Below are 15708 nucleotides of genomic sequence, written 5' to 3'. Positions count from 1 at the left end.
CTTTTACAAAAACAATAGTCTTACTAGGGTAATGAATGAAAAAATAAAACATACTATAAATTTCATAAACCAAAAAGCTGGTAAAAATTGTGGTTTTTCAGTTCCTCAAAACTATTTTGAAGAAGTTGAAGAAAGAATTAACACCTCTATTTTTATAGATAGTTTACCTAAAAAGAAAACATTCAATACTCCTGATGATTATTTTGACACAATTGAAGCTCAAATTCAATCGAAATTAATTAAAGAGCAAACTACTGAACCAAAAGTAATTTCATTACGTAAAAGAGTTTTACAGTACATTCCTCTAGCTGCTGCGGCTTCCGTTTTACTTTTCATCGGTATTAATTATTTTAACACCCAAAAAATTACTTTTGAAGATATAACCACTACTGATATAGAATCTTGGTATGAAAATGGATATGGTGATATTGACAATAGTGAGCTTGCGGCAACATTAAACACTTCTGAACTAGACGAAGATATACTCGCCTCTATTAGTGATGAAACATTAGAAGATTACTTAAATTCTGTTGATACACCAACACTTATAAACGAAATAGAACAATGATGAAGAAACATTTACTTATACTATTTATAGCTTTCATATCCTTCTTTTCTGTTCAAGCACAAACAAGAAAAGGAAATTATGAAAAGGTTAAAGCTTTTAAGGTTGCTTTTCTTTCTGAAAAGTTAAACTTAACAGAAGAAGAAGCCAATAAGTTTTGGCCACTATACAATGTATATGACAAAAAAATGATTGAACTTTATAAAGCAGAACGCTACAGTATAAAAAAGAAAATACTGAGTTGTGGAGGAATTGATAGCTTAACCGATAAAGAATCTAAAGAAATTGTCAACAAAATTAAGTTAGTTTCAAAAGAACGATACGAAACTAAGACTAATTTTTATGATAAACTTTCTATCTTTTTATCAGATAAAAAAATCCTCACCTTAGAGGTTGCTGAACACGAATTTCACCGAAAGCTTATCAAAAAGCTAAAGGGTGAAAAAAAGAAACATCGAAAATAAAAAAAGGAAGCTTAAAAGCTTCCTTTTTTTTTACTTATCGACTAAGGCTAAACAAACATATAAATCTGGTTTATTAGCCGTAAATTGTTTTAGCCAAATAGTTAGTTCATCTATTTCATAAGGTAATAATCTACCTAGTGCTTTTTCAAGCTCTTTACAAAATAAATCAGCGTTAAAACTAACTTTTTGAAGTACAGTTTTCGTGTACTCATACATAGCTCTTGCCATATTTATTGGGGTTATCTATTATTAAATACTGAACGTAATTTACGAAATTTTATTCCAATGTGAGTGTTAAAATTTTTCAAAAAAAAAGCGAGACTTAAATAAGTCTCGCTTTGTAAACATGTAATTTACACTATTTATAAATTATTTACTTTTTCTATCAAAGCATTAGCTCTTGACTCTAACTCAGCATTTACTGATTTGTAGTGAGCTTTTTTATCTTCAACATTTTTTGCATTTACTTTTGCTATTAAATCATCAAAAGTTACAATAACCTCATCTACAATAGCATCTGCTTTTGCTTTATCTGCTTCTGGATTTAACTCTTTAGTGATGTGACAAATACTAATAATGTCTCCTAATGTATAGTTAATATCTTTCTTTAAATTTTTTATGCTTGCCATAATTATAAATTTTGATGCAAAACTAATCGATTTTATCTAATTCTTCTTGAAATTTTTCAAAAAACTGTCCTACATGATACCCATCTACCAAAGCATGGTTTACATTTATCGCTACAGGTAGTAGCATTTCTTCATTTTGCTGCTTTATTTTACCAAAGGCTAATTGAGGTACACTATCATTTTTATTTCCTGAAAAAGGTTCTTTGTGTCCTGTAAAACATACCCAAGGAATGGCCGAACAATGTACACATCCTATAGAGTACTTAGGAGGAAACAATTCATTAGAGTTTAAAATTCGTTCTTTTTCCTTTTGAAAGTTAAAATTGAATTCCTCAAAATTTTCAGAATAATCTATATACGAAAACCCAAAGGTATTATCTGGTCTTGCAATCGTTGCTGAAGCATTAATTGTTTCATAAATAGCTATTTTATCCTCTTCTAATCTATATTTTAAATTTTCAACTGTATTAATAGCTTTCATACAGGCATGTAAGTATCGAACAAAAAAGGACTGATTTTTTTCTTTTGCAGATAAATAAGCCTTAGATACAGTTACATCTGCAACTAAACCAAAAGTAGGATCTGCTAAAGTTCGAAAATGTTTAAATAATTCTTTCCTGTTCCAGTGCTCAATATCTAGGTATTTCATCTATAAAACTTTTAATACATCTGTAATACTAGACACTGTTTTATAAGCGTCTGATTTTTGTTCTTCATTAACCTCCTCATGCGCCCATGTTGTGTGAAACGGAACATGAATTGCAGCGGCTCCTATTTCTATCAACGGTAATACATCTGATTTTAATGAATTTCCTATCATTAAAAATTCTGAAGGATTAATATCTAAGCGCTTTACTAATTTTTTATAATCTGCTTTCTTTTTTTCACTCATCACTTCGGTATGATGAAAATATTTTAAAATTCCTGATTTCGCTAGCTTACGTTCTTGATCTAACAAATCTCCTTTGGTCGCTACAATTAGCTTGTATTTTCCATGCAATTCTTGCAACACTTCTTCAACACCGTCTAACAATTCAATTGGTTTTTCTAACATTTCTTTTCCTATTTCAAGAATCGATTCCATTTTTTTAGGGCTGATTTTATAGTTAGAAATTTCAAGAGCGCATTCTACCATTGACAACATAAACCCTTTTACTCCATAGCCATAAATTTTAAGGTTTTCTATCTCTTTTTTAAACAGTTCTTGATGAATTTTATTCTCTGTTTCGTAATCAGACAGCAATCGTGCAAAATCATCTTCAGCATCACGAAAATAAGTTTCGTTTACCCAAAGTGTATCATCAGCGTCAAAGGATATAATTTTAATGTTTTTCATTTTCAAGTTGTTTTATGGCTTTTTCTAAATCTTCAGGGGTATCTATACCGATACTCTCCACCGAGGTTTCTATCATTTTTATTCTTTTTCCTACTTCTAAGTAACGAATACATTCAATTTTTTCAGCAGCCTCTATAGGTGTCATAGGGGTATGGTAAAAATCGATCAATGCTTCTTTTCTAAAAGCATAAACTCCTTTATGCTTATAGTAACTGACTGTTATTTCTTTATCTCTATGATAGGGAATGACACTTCTCGAAAAGTAAATAGCAAAATTATTTATATCTGTAATTACCTTAACGTTATTGGGGTTTTGAATATCCTCAGCATTCGTCATTCTTACTTTCAGTGATGCTAAATCAATTTCTTTTTTACTATCAGATTTAAAAACACTAATCAATTTTGATAGCGACACTGTGTCTATAAATGGCTCATCTCCTTGTACATTTACCACAATATCTACCTCTAAACTTTCCACTGCTTCTGCTATTCTATCAGAACCGCATTCGTGTTCTTTTTTACTCATTAGTACCTTACCCCCTATCTTATCTATAGTATTGTAAATTACTTCCGAATCGGTTACTACATATACTTCATCAAATAAACTAGCTTTTACTGCTGCTTCATAAGTTCGTACAATTACAGGTTTCCCTCCTAAATCTTTCATCAATTTGCCTGGAAAACGTGATGCACTATATCGTGCAGGAATCATGGCTATTATCTTCATAAATAATCATAAGTGTTTACGTATCAAAGATACGTATTTATACTACTATTATAAAGCACTTATAAAACTCACATTGATAAAACTTTAACAATAAATATTTTTAAGTTTTGTTTCATTATTAAAAACTTTTACTACTTTTGGTTCTCTATGAAGGCGCTTTTAGGCACATACACGTTTATTTTTAACACGATCAATTCGATTATGTGTGTTGCCCGCATGCACAAACAGTATGTATACGTACCTAAAAGCACTCTAAAAAACAGATTTAAACATCGATTTTAAATAATCAATTTTAATATAAATTTAACCAAAGGTGCTTTTTAAAAAAAGCACCTTTTTTATTTACTAATATTTTAAATTTTAAACATTATGAACACTTTTAAGTATCGAAACTCTATTAGAAAACACTTAGCCTCAACTGTAATGTACTCAGTGCAAAATCCATTTTACAGAGACCCGGAATTACTAATACTTAATCCTTAAACTTATTATGAAAACGTTAAACATTACATTAAACAGTCAGCCAAATCAATTCATAGTTAACAAAAAACACCTTAGCAAAAACAAGGTGCTAAAAACGTCAGTTTTATACGATAAAATTGAATCTAGCGCAAATACTTCTTTAAGCTTTTATCCAGATTCTTCTAATGTTAGTTTTAACAGCATCGAATTTGATCTGTTACATAACGCCTACCTTAATGATAAGCTTATTATTAAAAATAATATCAAAAAATTGAGTGATACTGAGATTGTTTTCAATATAACGGTATCTAAAAAAGATGAAAAGAAGCAAAATATTATCTGTACAGCTACTTTTGGCTATACCATTAAAAAAGCATCTTAATTATTTTGTGAAATTGATTTTAAAAATCGATTGAGCAGTCGTTTAGTTTGTTATAAGCTTAGGAGATTTTCTCTTAAGCTTATTTTATATATGTTTCTAATAACTCAGAAGAGTGCTGTTCTGATAAAATTTCTACTCCATCAATACATGCTGGTACTAAAATTGTTTCTCCTTTTCTTACAACCTCCTGTTGGTTTTTGTAAAAAAATGTTACCTCTCCTTCTACACACATGTAAATTATAAAACAATCTTTTTTAGATAAATCTACCCTCGTCTTTCCTTTTACAGGAAGTATGTTTGTTGTAAAATAAGGACAAGTAACTACCTGATTCGCTATGTTTTTTTGTTTTTTATACGCAGTTTTATAGGAGTTCTTCGCAGAGAAATCAATCGCTTCTAAGGCTTTTTTTGTATGAAGTTCTCGGTAATTACCGTCTATATCTTTCCTATCCCAATCATAAATGCGATAAGTTATGTCTGAAGTTTGCTGAATTTCTGCAATTAATAAACCAGCACCAATGGCGTGTACCCTTCCTGGTGGTACAAAATAAACATCTCCTTTAGCTACCTCATCTACATTTAAAATATTTAAGAGAGTTTTGCTATTAAGGTGCTGTATGTATTCCTCTTTATTGGAGTTTTCTTTAAAGCCTATAATAATATTCGCTTCGTCATCGGCTTGCATTACATACCACATCTCTGTCTTTCCAAAAGACTCTTGAAGCCCCGCTAAATTGTCATCAGGATGTACTTGAATACTTAAAACTTCTTTAGCATCTATAAACTTTATTAATAATGGAAACTGTTCTCCAAAAGTGTTATAGACATAGGTACCTACTAAATCGTGCTTGTGCTCTTTTAAAAGACTTCTTAATGTTCTTCCTTTTAGATTAGCATTACTCACAACAGATTCATCTCCATCTACATCAGAAATCTCCCAACTTTCACCAATATTGGATCCATCAGAATTTTTATGAAGTAGTTGGTTCAGTTTTTTTCCTCCCCAAATTTTTTGTTTTAAAATTGGGGTAAATCGTAGTAATTGGTTTATCATAAATTATGTACCTCTATAAGTTACGTAGTTTCTTGGGGTTTCGTATAATGTAACTTCTAAGTCTAATTTTTCTGGAATACTTACACGTAACTTATTATAAATTACCACTGATATGTTTTCTACTGTTGGATTAACGTCTTTAAAGTCCTCTACTTCAATGTTTAAATTTTTATGATCTAAAGCATCTTCAACTTTTAACTTAATTAAATCTTTCAACTTACCTAAATCGTATACATATCCCGTTTCTTGATCTATCTCACCCGTTAATGAAACAATTAACTCATAGTTATGACCATGATAATTAGGATTGCTGCACTTTCCAAAAACCTCATAATTTTTCTCATCAGACCATTTAGGATTAAATAACCTATGGGCAGCGTTAAAATGTGCTTTTCTGTGAACTGTTACTTTAGGCATATTAAATGAACTTAGCTATTTTACTGTAAGACTCTTTAAAAATTATTTTAAACCAAGCTGTATACTTTTCTGGATGACTTTCTATATCATTTTTAACCTCTTCTAAAGGCATCCACTTGTATGAAGCTACTTCCTCTGGGTTTACAATAGGTTCGTCGTTAAACCTACCAAGCATTACATGGTCGTATTCATGTTCTGTTAAACCATTATCAAACGGAGCTTTATAAATAAAAGAAAATACTTCTTCCAATTCACACGAAAACCCCATTTCTTCTTGTAATCTACGTTTCCCTGCTTCAATATTTGTTTCCCCATCTCTTTGATGTGAACAACAAGTATTCGTCCATAACATAGGAGAATGGTATTTTTCAGCAGCTCGCTGTTGTAGCATTAACTCGTTTTTATTATTAAAAACAAATACCGAAAACGCTCTATGCAATAACGCTTTTTCATGTGCTTCTATTTTTTCCATTAACCCTATAGGGTTGTCTTGCTGGTCAACTAAAATTACTTGCTCTTTCATACAGAAAATTTATGAAAAGCAAACTTACGAAAATCAGTTAATTTTAATCAGTTTATGCATAAAAACATAACGCTTATACCTAAATTAAAAAACTTGTTGTTTAGTTTTCTTAGCTTAGAAAAATTAAATTAATTCACTGCAAAATTTAATTAAAATGATTCAATTAACTCAAAAAAGGCTAAGTGCTATCAATCCTGATATTTTATTAGTTTATGGTAACTTACAGCCAAAAACACCTAAAGAATATTACACTGTAAAAGTTAATACTCTTATTCAAAAAAGACTCCCTGGTGCACCATCAATTTCTATTGATGAAGAGAACTTAACGACAGAAATTAAAGTGGCTAAACCAGAAGATGTTCCTAGTATTCCAAAAGAATTAGAACCAAATATGAATTGTCTTAAAAGAGGTATTATCGACGAATACCCGTTACTACCTAACGAAGTAACCGTGAGTAGTAGAATGACTTTTCTATCAGAAGCATTTCAAAGTTTCCCTAAACGAACTCTTGTATATGAACTTACCACTAACAAAGCTATTTTATACTTTTTAATCAAAAATATAGGGCTTAATAACGATCGTAGCCTCATACTGCAAGAGTATGAATTTACAACACCTTCAAAGCTATACTCTAATTTAGATTCCTTATCATTAAAACTCAATGTTACAAGTATTGCTGTTTCTATTGGAAAAGGTATTGCTTCTGGAATGCTAAGCGCTATAGGAGGAGCTATTGCTAATGCTATTTTAGACGAGATTTTCCCACCAAAAATTCCTGATTATTTTGACGAGGTATACGCTCAAATTACCAAAATAGTTAAACAAGAAATACAACAAAGTAAAATTGATTCAATTAGCGGTGCCATAACTAATTTAGTTCAAAAAATTAAGAACGAATATGTGCCTGCTTTGCAACAAAGTAATATTAAGGATAAAGAAGATCGCCAAGCTCTTTTTAAGTTATTACAAAAGTATGATCAAACCTTTCTTTCAGGTGCAGAAGGTATGCTAGGTGCACTACAGCAAAAAGAGTATGCCAAAGCAGGCTTTACCGTTTTTATGCTAGGTGCTTCACTACAACTAAGTCTGTATCAAGAAATGGCAAATGTTGATCCAAAAAATAAAAAGAGCAATGGTGAATGGCAGTCTGCAAGTGAATCTAGCTATGGAAAACCCCAAATAGGAACAGTAGCTAAAACAGCCAATGATTTTATTGAACATGCGCAAAAAACTTACGATGAAATTATAACTGATAGTAACAACGCTGTTCAAGCTAAGAAATTCATGACTGAACATAGTTATGTAGTAGGGCAAACTTTAGTTACCAACAAAACTTATTATTGTAGAATTGTAGATAATGGTGTTGCTACAAATGTTATTTGGGAAATAGGTAAGGATGAAAAAAACGGTAGCAATGCTAAGTTTGAAAATTTTAAAAACATTGAAATTCCTAAGTATCAAAAAACCAAAAGAGAAAATTTAGATAAAGAAATGAATTCTCCTCTAGAAGTTATTAATTTTTGGAAAGCACTAAAAGATTCGCCTATAAAATTAGCGTAGTTTTTCTCATAGGGTAAAAAAAAGGATTCTGAAAACCTTCTTGACCTTTTAAAGGTTTCGATGTATCTTTGCGACCTTAAAATTTATAGATGAGTTTTTTAGAAGAAATACAGAAGAGACGTACATTCGGAATTATATCACATCCCGATGCTGGTAAAACAACCTTAACTGAAAAGTTATTACTTTTTGGTGGGGCAATTCAAGAAGCCGGGGCGGTTAAAAATAATAAAATTAAAAAAGGAGCAACTTCCGATTTTATGGAAATTGAGCGCCAACGTGGTATCTCTGTCGCCACTTCTGTATTGGCTTTTATTTACAAAAACAAAAAAATAAATATTCTTGACACTCCAGGTCACAAGGATTTTGCAGAAGATACTTTTAGAACGTTAACTGCGGTAGATAGTGTTATTGTCGTAATTGATGTTGCTAAAGGAGTTGAGGAACAAACCGAAAAATTAGTAGAGGTTTGTCGCATGCGAAAAATTCCAATGATTGTTTTTATCAACAAGTTAGATCGTGAAGGTAAAGATGCCTTTGATTTATTAGATGAAGTTGAGCAAAAACTCGGATTAAAAGTAACTCCATTAAGTTTTCCTATTGGGATGGGATATGATTTTAAAGGAATCTATAATATTTGGGAAAAGAAATTAAATATTTTTTCTGGAGATCATAAACAAACCATCTCAGAGGGTGTTGAATTTGATGATATAGATAACCCTGAGCTAGATAAAATTGTTGGAGAAAATTCTGCGAATACACTTCGTGAGGAATTAGAGTTGGTAAATGAAGTATATCCAGATTTTGATCAACAAGCTTATATTAATGGAGATTTACAACCTGTTTTCTTTGGTTCTGCTCTAAACAACTTTGGAGTGAAAGAATTATTAGATTGTTTTATTGATATCGCTCCTAATCCTCAACCTAAAAAAGCAGAAGAACGCTTGGTTGACTCTAAAGAAGAAAAACTAACTGGATTTGTATTTAAGATTCATGCAAACATGGATCCTAAACACCGTGATCGTTTAGCTTTCGTAAAAATTGTATCGGGTACTTTTAAAAGAAATACACCTTATCTTCACGTTCGTAATGGTAAAAAAGTAAAATTCTCTAGTCCGAATGCCTTCTTTGCTGAGAAGAAAGAAATTGTAGAAGAATCTTTCCCTGGAGATATTGTGGGACTACACGATACTGGAAACTTTAAAATTGGTGATACCTTAACCGAAGGAGAACAATTAAACTTTAAAGGAATTCCTAGCTTCTCACCAGAACATTTCCGTTATGTGAATAACGCTGACCCTATGAAGGCTAAACAACTCTACAAAGGACTAGACCAATTAATGGATGAGGGAGTTGCCCAATTATTTACCTTAGAAATGAACGGACGTAAAATTATTGGTACTGTTGGAGCCCTACAATATGAAGTAATTCAATACCGTTTAGAACATGAGTACGGTGCTAAATGTTCGTATGAAAATATTGCGGTACACAAAGCTTGTTGGGTAGAACCAGAAGACCCTAAGAATGAGGAATTCAAAGAGTTTAAACGTGTAAAACAACGTTATTTAGCTAAGGACAAACAAGGACAACTAGTTTTTTTAGCCGATTCTCCGTTTACTATTCAAATGACGCAACAAAAATATCCAACCGTAAAATTACATTTCACAAGTGAGTTCTAAAAAAAACTACATACTCTTTTCTCTTTTCTCTATTTTCTCTTTTCTTTCAACACACAGTCAAGAGAGTTTATCTAATTTACAAGGAAAAGAGTTGCACAATAAGGTTCGTTTGAATTTTATTCCTGTTGAAATGCCTTCGGATGAATTTCCTAGTTTAAAACCAACAATGGGTTTAACCGGTTTGCATTATCAAGTTCCTATTAACGATTGGCTATATGGTGGTGCTGGATTTCATTTCGCTGTAACTGGAGACCAAGGAGGGTTGTTTACTTTAGGAGCTGAATTAGGAATCAACAAACAACTACACAAGAACTTATATATAGATGCTAACTTCCATTTTGGTGGCGGTGGTGGGTATCGTTACTTGGTAAATGACGGTGGATTTATCAATCCCAATATAGGGTTGCAATATAAAAAGAACGATTACTCCTTCGGAATACAATACAGTCATCTTAATTTTTTATCAGGAGAAATAAAAAGTAACTCCGTTTCTTTCTTTGTAGAGATACCAAGTATTTTACGTTTTACTGATTATGATAAAGCACATCAAAAATTTGTAGCAGACAACCTTTCTCCTGATAATTTTTGGAGTAAACCAGTTGTTAAAAATGCGCAGCAAATTCGTTTTGACTTCTTTAAACCTATCGGAAGCTCCAAAAAAGACAATGGTGATGATTTAAATGAAATATTGTATGTACTAGGTTTTGAATATCAGAAATATTTGAATGAAAATACTTTTCTATTTGCTCACACCGATGCAATTTACAGAGGGCTACGCGCTGGCTTTATGGATTTATTTGTAGGTGCAGGGTATCATCCATATCAATCAAAGTACATTAATCTCTTCGGAAAACTAGGTATTGGTGCTGCTGGTGGTCGTGTAGCTCCTGAAGGCGGATTGATGATCTACCCTTCCGCAGGATTTGACTTAAAACTATTTAAAAACATTGCCATTAGTGGTCATGGTGGATATTATCGTGCCATTGCTGGTGATTTAGAAGCGTATACTTTCGGATTTGGTTTAAAATACTTCGGGTTAAATGGCGGAACATCTTCCGAAGAGAACAGTACTTATCTTACAAAAGGGTTACGTTTTGAAATACAAAACCAAAGCTATATTGATGTAGCAAAAACCGATGATGTTTATAACGCTACTAAAATTGACTTGCAATTAATTGGTTTTAAAGTTAACTATGACTTAAATCACTCGTTATATATTGCTGGAGAAGCTGGTTTTGCATACGATGGCCGTTCAGGTGGGTATGCTCACGGATTAGTGGGTGGTGGCGTATACAGTCCTTATTTTTTTAACAATAAAATACGTGGATTTATAGAAGTTATGGCAGGTGCTGGTGGAGGTGCTGGCGTAGATACTGACGAAGGAATTATAATTCGCCCTACACTTGGATTGAGTTATGATATCGTAAATCAAGTTTCTATAATTGCATCTGGAGGTAGATATTATTCTCCTTTTGGGAATGTTAACTCAAACAATATTAACATAGGTTTAAGCTTTAACCTTTCAACTTTATCAGTAAAAAACTAACTTTGTCATTGCTAAGAAAAACAATGATTTAGCTATTTTAATAAAAGATTCTTTTTTCCCTTAAATTTTGGACACTGGAATCATACATATATAAATAAACAAGAGAAAAATGGATAACGGAATTTATGCAAAGTTCACCACTCCAAAAGGTGATATTTTAGTAAACTTGGAATATGAAAAAACTCCTGGAACTGTAGGTAACTTTGTTGCTTTAGCAGAAGGAAATTTAGAAAACTCAGCAAAACCACAAGGAACTCCTTATTACAATGGATTAAAGTTTCACCGTGTAATTGCCGATTTTATGGTTCAAGGTGGTTGCCCACAAGGAACTGGAACAGGAAATCCTGGTTATAAATTTGATGATGAAATTCACCCTGAATTAAAACACGATGCTCCAGGAAAATTATCAATGGCTAATGCAGGGCCTGGAACAAACGGTTCTCAATTTTTCATTACACATGTTGCTACTCCTTGGTTAGACGGTAAGCATACTGTTTTTGGTAGTGTTGTAGAAGGACAAGATGTTGTTGATGCGATTGCTCAAGACGATACTATGGACGTAGAAATTATCCGTGTTGGTGATGCTGCTGAAGCTTTTAATGCAGTAGAAGCTTTTAGAACTTTTGAAGGAGCTCGTGAAAAACGTGAAGCTGAAGCAAAAGCTAAACAAAAAGAATTATTAGATCAAGTAGCTGCTGGGTACGATGAGACTCCAAGCGGTTTACGTTATAAGATCTTACAAAACGGAGATGGGAAACAAGCTACTAAAGGAGCTATGGTTTCTGTACACTACAAAGGTCAGTTATTAGATGGAACTGTATTTGATTCTTCATACAAACGTAAACAACCTATTGATTTTGCTATTGGTGTTGGGCAAGTAATTCCTGGATGGGATGAGGGTATTCAACTATTAAAAGTTGGAGACAAAGCTCGTTTAGTTATTCCATCTGACTTAGCATATGGTGCTCAAGGTGCAGGTGGAGTAATTCCTCCAAACGCAACGTTAATCTTTGATGTTGAGTTAATGAATGTAAAGTAATAACATACAATATATTATATAATTAATAAAGCCTTCATAAATTATGAAGGCTTTATTTTTAATCTAATTTTGCTTAATGTTAAATTAATATTCATAACATTAAAGACTATTTTATTTAATAGATTTATCATGATTCCTTAAGAAGATGAACGCAAAAAAAGGTGATTTTTACAACACCAAACAACCTCTTAAGCCTTATGAAAACAACTTTACTTTTTTTTGCGTCACTCCTACTTTCCTTTAATGCTTTAAACGCACAAGAAGTTTGTACTACACCTGAAGATAATCGTATTGATTTAAATATTATAAATGTAAATAAATGTGATATTGTTAACGAAAAACAAAATTCAAGAGAAAGAACTACCCAAACACTAACTGCAAGAAACAGAATAAAAAAAATAAGAAAAGCTCCTCAAAAAAATCAATCGAGTTTGAGTGCTTCTTCTAAAGTTACGATCATCACAACCAACAATGATTTAGCGATCAAAAACTCTTTAAAGACTCAAACTAAAGAAGTTTTATTCTCTGTTGTTGAACAAGTTCCTTTATTTCCTAAGTGTAAAAAAAGTTCTAATGAAAAGGCTAAAAAATGTTTTAAAGACAGCATGCAAAAACATTTTTCAAAAAACTATTATCCAGAAGTATTTTCTGAAGAAGGCATACATGGTAGAATTTTAATTCAATTTACTATAGATGTATACGGAGCTCCTAAAAACATTCAAGTGGTAAGCTCAAAACCAAGTGAAGTTATTACTAACGAAATTAGTCGAATTATTAATAAGTTACCTCAGTTAGAATCTGGGAAAGAAAAGGGGATTCCTGTTGACGTAACATATTCTTTTCCTATAAATTTAATATTAAATTAATATAAGAGAGCCTAGCTAAATTTTAGATAATTCTATTTTTGCCAACCATCAAATAATTCTTCCTTAAAGTATACAAATGAGACTTATCTTAATTCTTTTTTTTCTTTCAATATCTTTTTCTTATTCACAAGAAAAATGTGAAACTCCTAATGAAAATATTCAAGACTTGAATACAATTAGCATTACAAAATGCTCTATAGACGATGTAAAAGAAGCTCTTGAAAATACTAAAATTAAAGAACTTTCAACAAGAAAAAGACACCGTAAACTTAGAAAAGTTAATAGTATTTCAACAAAATCAAATGAGGTTGAACAAATTAAAAACAAAAACTCTCTTGTTGAAAAACTAACAATCGAAGAAGATATTTTAACTAGTTTAGATAAAGTTCCTTTTCACCTAGTGGAACAAATTCCTTTGTTTGATGACTGTAAAAAAATTCCAATCATACACCAATCAAAATGTTTTGAAAGAGAAATGATAAAACATATTGTTAGAAATTTTGATTATCCTAAAGAAGCTTTACGTAAGAAAATTGAAGGTAAAATTTTAGTCCAATTTACCATTAATAAAGAAGGAAATGTAGTTGATATAAAGAAAAAAGGGCCAGAAAACAGTGCTCTTTTAAAAGAGGAAGCTCATAGATTAATTGCTGCTCTCCCTCAATTTATTCCAGGTAGTCATAAAGGGAATGCTGTTAATGTTAAATATGCTTTGCCTATAATTTTTAGGGTTCCATAAGAGGTGTTTATTAGTTTTTTTAGTGGTAAAATACTTTCTAGTAAACTGAATAACAGAATAAATTTGTTATATTCTATTTTTTATTTATATTTACAGCGTTAGTTAACGTTTAATTAACTAAACCAAACACTTAAAATAGAGCACACATGATTAAAAAATTCCCCTTAGTAGTAGCGACTATGCTACTTTCTTTAGCGGCTGTAGGACAGGAAGTATGTACTACTCCAGATGAACAAATCGCCGATCCAAACAGTATCACAAAATGTGCAATTGAAGACACCGATAATGGTGCAAAAAAACAACTATCTATTGAAGTTTCGACCAGAAGGCGTGTTGTTCGTAAGAACAAAGAAGCAGTTTCTGCAATTGGAGGAATCAATTCTTCTCAAAAGGTAGCTGATATTAAAAAGAAATCTTTGTTAATTGGTAAATTAGAATTGGAAGATAATTCTTCTACTATTGAGAAAGTTCCTTTTAACTTAGTTGAAGAAATTCCATTGTTTAGTAAATGTAACAACGTTCCTTTAATTAAGCAAGCGAAGTGTTTTGAAACAAATATGACTAAACACATCATTAAAAACTTCAACTATCCTCAAGAAGCTATTGATGCTGGTATACAAGGAAGAGTATTGGTACAATTTACTATAAATGAGCAAGGTGATGTTCAAGATATCTTAATGCGTGGTCCTAAAGGTGGTGAATCTTTAGAAAAAGAGGCTAGCAGAATTATCAATAACCTTCCTAAGTTTATCCCTGGTAAACACAATGGGAAAACAGTTAAGGTTAAATATGGAGTTCCTATTACATTTAAAGCACCAGGAGCAACTAATAACAGTTCTACAGTTAAGAAAAAAGTTGTTGCTAAGAAAAGTTCTAATGTGGTAAAGGAAAAAGTTATTACTGATTTTGTAAAGTTTATAGAGGTACAGAGTATTCCTCAGTTTAAAGCTTGTACGAAAGTTCCTGATATGCAAAAATTAACATGTTTTAATGAAAGAATGGTTAGCCATATTCAAAGAAACTTCAATTATCCAGCGGCAGCTGCTCAACAAAACATTGAAGGTAGAGTTTGGGTACGTTTTATAATTGACAAAAAAGGAGAGGTAACTAATATTAAAATGAAAGGTCCTGAAAATGGTCAATTATTAGAAGAAGAAGCTAAAAGAATGGTTTCTAAACTACCAAAATTCATTCCTGGAGAGCATAATGGAAAAACAGCAAATGTTGAATACTACATTCCTGTTAACTTTAAATTACACGAATAATAACAACTCTTATAGTGTTTATATAAAAAAGCTTCTAATTAAAATTAGAAGCTTTTTTTTTCTACAAATATCTTTGCAAATCCCTTTTTACAAAGTTCCTCTCTGATTTACATAATCCAAACTGCATGCTCTTGTGTATTTGCGCTTCAACATAAAATACTTATCTATTCTCGTTGATAAAAAAACTTCCTTAACTAGGAAGAGCACTTTGCGATGTATCTTTTTAAAACAAAAAAGAGAGATAACACTTTAACTGCTATCTCTTCTCTTTTATACTTATTCTTATTTAAGTTACTACTACTTCTCTTCTGGAAATAAAATCTTCTTTAAAGCCTCTTTATCTTTTTTGATTTTCTCTTTTTGTTCTTGAATTTTTTTATCAAGCTCGCTAAGTTTTTCATTCGCTTTGCGTACTACTTCTTCTTTTTCTTTAGCTTCTTCCTCTGAGATTTCCTTC

18 protein-coding genes are annotated in these 15708 nt (G+C 31.5%); 10 read left to right on the top strand and 8 right to left on the bottom strand.

Features of this window, described 5'->3' with window-relative positions; translation table 11 throughout:
* The first annotated feature begins 31 nt into the window (after positions 1-31).
* Entirely contained in the window at positions 32-568 is a 537-nt protein-coding gene (locus ACN0WY_RS14305; protein WP_417800796.1) for a hypothetical protein, read from the top strand.
* Positions 565-1029: a hypothetical protein gene (locus ACN0WY_RS14300; protein WP_330487108.1), complete on the top strand. Its 465-nt coding sequence runs from the start codon at positions 565-567 to the stop codon at positions 1027-1029. Before ACN0WY_RS14305 ends, ACN0WY_RS14300 begins: the two co-directional genes overlap by 4 nt.
* A gap of 30 nt (positions 1030-1059) precedes the next feature.
* On the opposite strand, the gene ACN0WY_RS14295 is transcribed toward ACN0WY_RS14300, so the two are convergent.
* The 5 genes from ACN0WY_RS14295 to kdsB form a co-directional block, all read right to left on the bottom strand.
* Positions 1060-1257, bottom strand: a complete 198-nt coding sequence (locus tag ACN0WY_RS14295; RefSeq protein ID WP_047789135.1) for a hypothetical protein — start codon at positions 1255-1257, stop codon at positions 1060-1062.
* A 134-nt stretch (positions 1258-1391) separates the two neighbouring features.
* Complete coding sequence (locus ACN0WY_RS14290) at positions 1392-1658, bottom strand: hypothetical protein (RefSeq protein ID WP_330487109.1); 267 nt, start codon at positions 1656-1658, stop codon at positions 1392-1394.
* A 22-nt stretch (positions 1659-1680) separates the two neighbouring features.
* The gene (locus tag ACN0WY_RS14285) at positions 1681-2307 is read right to left on the bottom strand and encodes a CatA-like O-acetyltransferase (RefSeq protein WP_417800795.1); all 627 of its coding nucleotides are present in this window, start codon (positions 2305-2307) and stop codon (positions 1681-1683) included.
* Positions 2308-2994 (bottom strand): HAD family hydrolase, encoded by a 687-nt coding sequence (locus ACN0WY_RS14280; RefSeq protein ID WP_330487111.1) that lies wholly within the window; start codon positions 2992-2994, stop codon positions 2308-2310.
* Positions 2981-3721, bottom strand: a complete 741-nt coding sequence (gene kdsB / locus ACN0WY_RS14275; protein ID WP_417800794.1) for a 3-deoxy-manno-octulosonate cytidylyltransferase — start codon at positions 3719-3721, stop codon at positions 2981-2983. Before kdsB ends, ACN0WY_RS14280 begins: the two co-directional genes overlap by 14 nt.
* Positions 3722-4211: 490 nt before the next feature.
* Between kdsB and ACN0WY_RS14270 the strand changes: the two genes are divergently transcribed.
* On the top strand, positions 4212-4565 hold the full coding sequence (locus tag ACN0WY_RS14270) for a hypothetical protein (protein ID WP_330487113.1): 354 nt from the start codon (positions 4212-4214) through the stop codon (positions 4563-4565).
* Positions 4566-4644: 79 nt separating this feature from the next.
* Here the strand turns inward: ACN0WY_RS14270 and ACN0WY_RS14265 are convergent, their stop codons facing one another.
* Genes ACN0WY_RS14265 through idi form a run of 3 tightly spaced genes read right to left on the bottom strand, consistent with a single transcriptional unit; the run spans position 4645 to position 6559 of the window.
* Positions 4645-5619 carry a type I phosphomannose isomerase catalytic subunit gene (locus ACN0WY_RS14265; protein ID WP_417800793.1) on the bottom strand — a complete coding sequence of 325 codons (975 nt, stop codon included), beginning with the start codon at positions 5617-5619 and terminating at the stop codon, positions 4645-4647.
* Positions 5620-5622: 3 nt separating this feature from the next.
* Positions 5623-6036 (bottom strand): 6-pyruvoyl trahydropterin synthase family protein, encoded by a 414-nt coding sequence (locus ACN0WY_RS14260; protein ID WP_330487115.1) that lies wholly within the window; start codon positions 6034-6036, stop codon positions 5623-5625.
* 1 nt (position 6037) lies between these two features.
* Positions 6038-6559: an isopentenyl-diphosphate Delta-isomerase gene (idi, locus tag ACN0WY_RS14255; RefSeq protein ID WP_417800792.1), complete on the bottom strand. Its 522-nt coding sequence runs from the start codon at positions 6557-6559 to the stop codon at positions 6038-6040.
* A gap of 154 nt (positions 6560-6713) precedes the next feature.
* On the opposite strand from idi, the gene ACN0WY_RS14250 reads away from it, so the two are divergent.
* The 7 genes from ACN0WY_RS14250 to ACN0WY_RS14220 all read left to right on the top strand — a co-directional run bounded on the left by ACN0WY_RS14250 (position 6714) and on the right by ACN0WY_RS14220 (position 15251).
* Positions 6714-8120, top strand: coding sequence for a hypothetical protein (locus tag ACN0WY_RS14250; RefSeq protein WP_417800791.1), 1407 nt, complete (start codon positions 6714-6716; stop codon positions 8118-8120).
* An 89-nt stretch (positions 8121-8209) separates the two neighbouring features.
* Positions 8210-9796: a peptide chain release factor 3 gene (locus ACN0WY_RS14245; protein WP_330487118.1), complete on the top strand. Its 1587-nt coding sequence runs from the start codon at positions 8210-8212 to the stop codon at positions 9794-9796.
* A complete protein-coding gene (locus tag ACN0WY_RS14240; protein WP_417800790.1) occupies positions 9786-11342 on the top strand; it encodes a hypothetical protein in 1557 nt (518 codons plus the stop codon). The genes ACN0WY_RS14245 and ACN0WY_RS14240 overlap by 11 nt, the downstream gene beginning before the upstream one ends.
* 109 nt (positions 11343-11451) lie before the next feature.
* On the top strand, positions 11452-12381 hold the full coding sequence (locus ACN0WY_RS14235) for a peptidylprolyl isomerase (protein WP_330487120.1): 930 nt from the start codon (positions 11452-11454) through the stop codon (positions 12379-12381).
* Between the two features lie 197 nt (positions 12382-12578).
* Positions 12579-13247 (top strand): energy transducer TonB, encoded by a 669-nt coding sequence (locus ACN0WY_RS14230; protein ID WP_417800789.1) that lies wholly within the window; start codon positions 12579-12581, stop codon positions 13245-13247.
* Positions 13248-13323: 76 nt separating this feature from the next.
* Complete coding sequence (locus ACN0WY_RS14225) at positions 13324-13986, top strand: energy transducer TonB (RefSeq protein ID WP_417800788.1); 663 nt, start codon at positions 13324-13326, stop codon at positions 13984-13986.
* Between the two features lie 146 nt (positions 13987-14132).
* Positions 14133-15251 carry an energy transducer TonB gene (locus ACN0WY_RS14220; RefSeq protein ID WP_417800787.1) on the top strand — a complete coding sequence of 373 codons (1119 nt, stop codon included), beginning with the start codon at positions 14133-14135 and terminating at the stop codon, positions 15249-15251.
* Positions 15252-15708: the final 457 nt, after the last annotated feature.

Source organism: Tenacibaculum sp. (genome assembly GCF_048269885.1).
Classification (GTDB): Bacteria; Bacteroidota; Bacteroidia; order Flavobacteriales; family Flavobacteriaceae; genus Polaribacter.
The sequence above is the reverse complement of the archived record's forward strand: the minus strand, read 5'-3'. Positions and strand labels throughout refer to the sequence as shown.

Excerpts from the sequence above, each read along its gene's own strand:
- ACN0WY_RS14305 (WP_417800796.1), top strand. The coding sequence starts at position 32 with ATGAATGAAAAAATAAAACATACTATAAATTTCATAAACCAAAAAGCT.
- ACN0WY_RS14300 (WP_330487108.1), top strand. The coding sequence starts at position 565 with ATGATGAAGAAACATTTACTTATACTATTTATAGCTTTCATATCCTTC.
- ACN0WY_RS14295 (WP_047789135.1), bottom strand. The coding sequence starts at position 1,257 with ATGGCAAGAGCTATGTATGAGTACACGAAAACTGTACTTCAAAAAGTT.
- ACN0WY_RS14290 (WP_330487109.1), bottom strand. The coding sequence starts at position 1,658 with ATGGCAAGCATAAAAAATTTAAAGAAAGATATTAACTATACATTAGGA.
- ACN0WY_RS14285 (WP_417800795.1), bottom strand. The coding sequence starts at position 2,307 with ATGAAATACCTAGATATTGAGCACTGGAACAGGAAAGAATTATTTAAA.
- ACN0WY_RS14280 (WP_330487111.1), bottom strand. The coding sequence starts at position 2,994 with ATGAAAAACATTAAAATTATATCCTTTGACGCTGATGATACACTTTGG.
- kdsB (WP_417800794.1), bottom strand. The coding sequence starts at position 3,721 with ATGAAGATAATAGCCATGATTCCTGCACGATATAGTGCATCACGTTTT.
- ACN0WY_RS14270 (WP_330487113.1), top strand. The coding sequence starts at position 4,212 with ATGAAAACGTTAAACATTACATTAAACAGTCAGCCAAATCAATTCATA.
- ACN0WY_RS14265 (WP_417800793.1), bottom strand. The coding sequence starts at position 5,619 with ATGATAAACCAATTACTACGATTTACCCCAATTTTAAAACAAAAAATT.
- ACN0WY_RS14260 (WP_330487115.1), bottom strand. The coding sequence starts at position 6,036 with ATGCCTAAAGTAACAGTTCACAGAAAAGCACATTTTAACGCTGCCCAT.
- idi (WP_417800792.1), bottom strand. The coding sequence starts at position 6,559 with ATGAAAGAGCAAGTAATTTTAGTTGACCAGCAAGACAACCCTATAGGG.
- ACN0WY_RS14250 (WP_417800791.1), top strand. The coding sequence starts at position 6,714 with ATGATTCAATTAACTCAAAAAAGGCTAAGTGCTATCAATCCTGATATT.
- ACN0WY_RS14245 (WP_330487118.1), top strand. The coding sequence starts at position 8,210 with ATGAGTTTTTTAGAAGAAATACAGAAGAGACGTACATTCGGAATTATA.
- ACN0WY_RS14235 (WP_330487120.1), top strand. The coding sequence starts at position 11,452 with ATGGATAACGGAATTTATGCAAAGTTCACCACTCCAAAAGGTGATATT.
- ACN0WY_RS14230 (WP_417800789.1), top strand. The coding sequence starts at position 12,579 with ATGAAAACAACTTTACTTTTTTTTGCGTCACTCCTACTTTCCTTTAAT.
- ACN0WY_RS14225 (WP_417800788.1), top strand. The coding sequence starts at position 13,324 with ATGAGACTTATCTTAATTCTTTTTTTTCTTTCAATATCTTTTTCTTAT.
- ACN0WY_RS14220 (WP_417800787.1), top strand. The coding sequence starts at position 14,133 with ATGATTAAAAAATTCCCCTTAGTAGTAGCGACTATGCTACTTTCTTTA.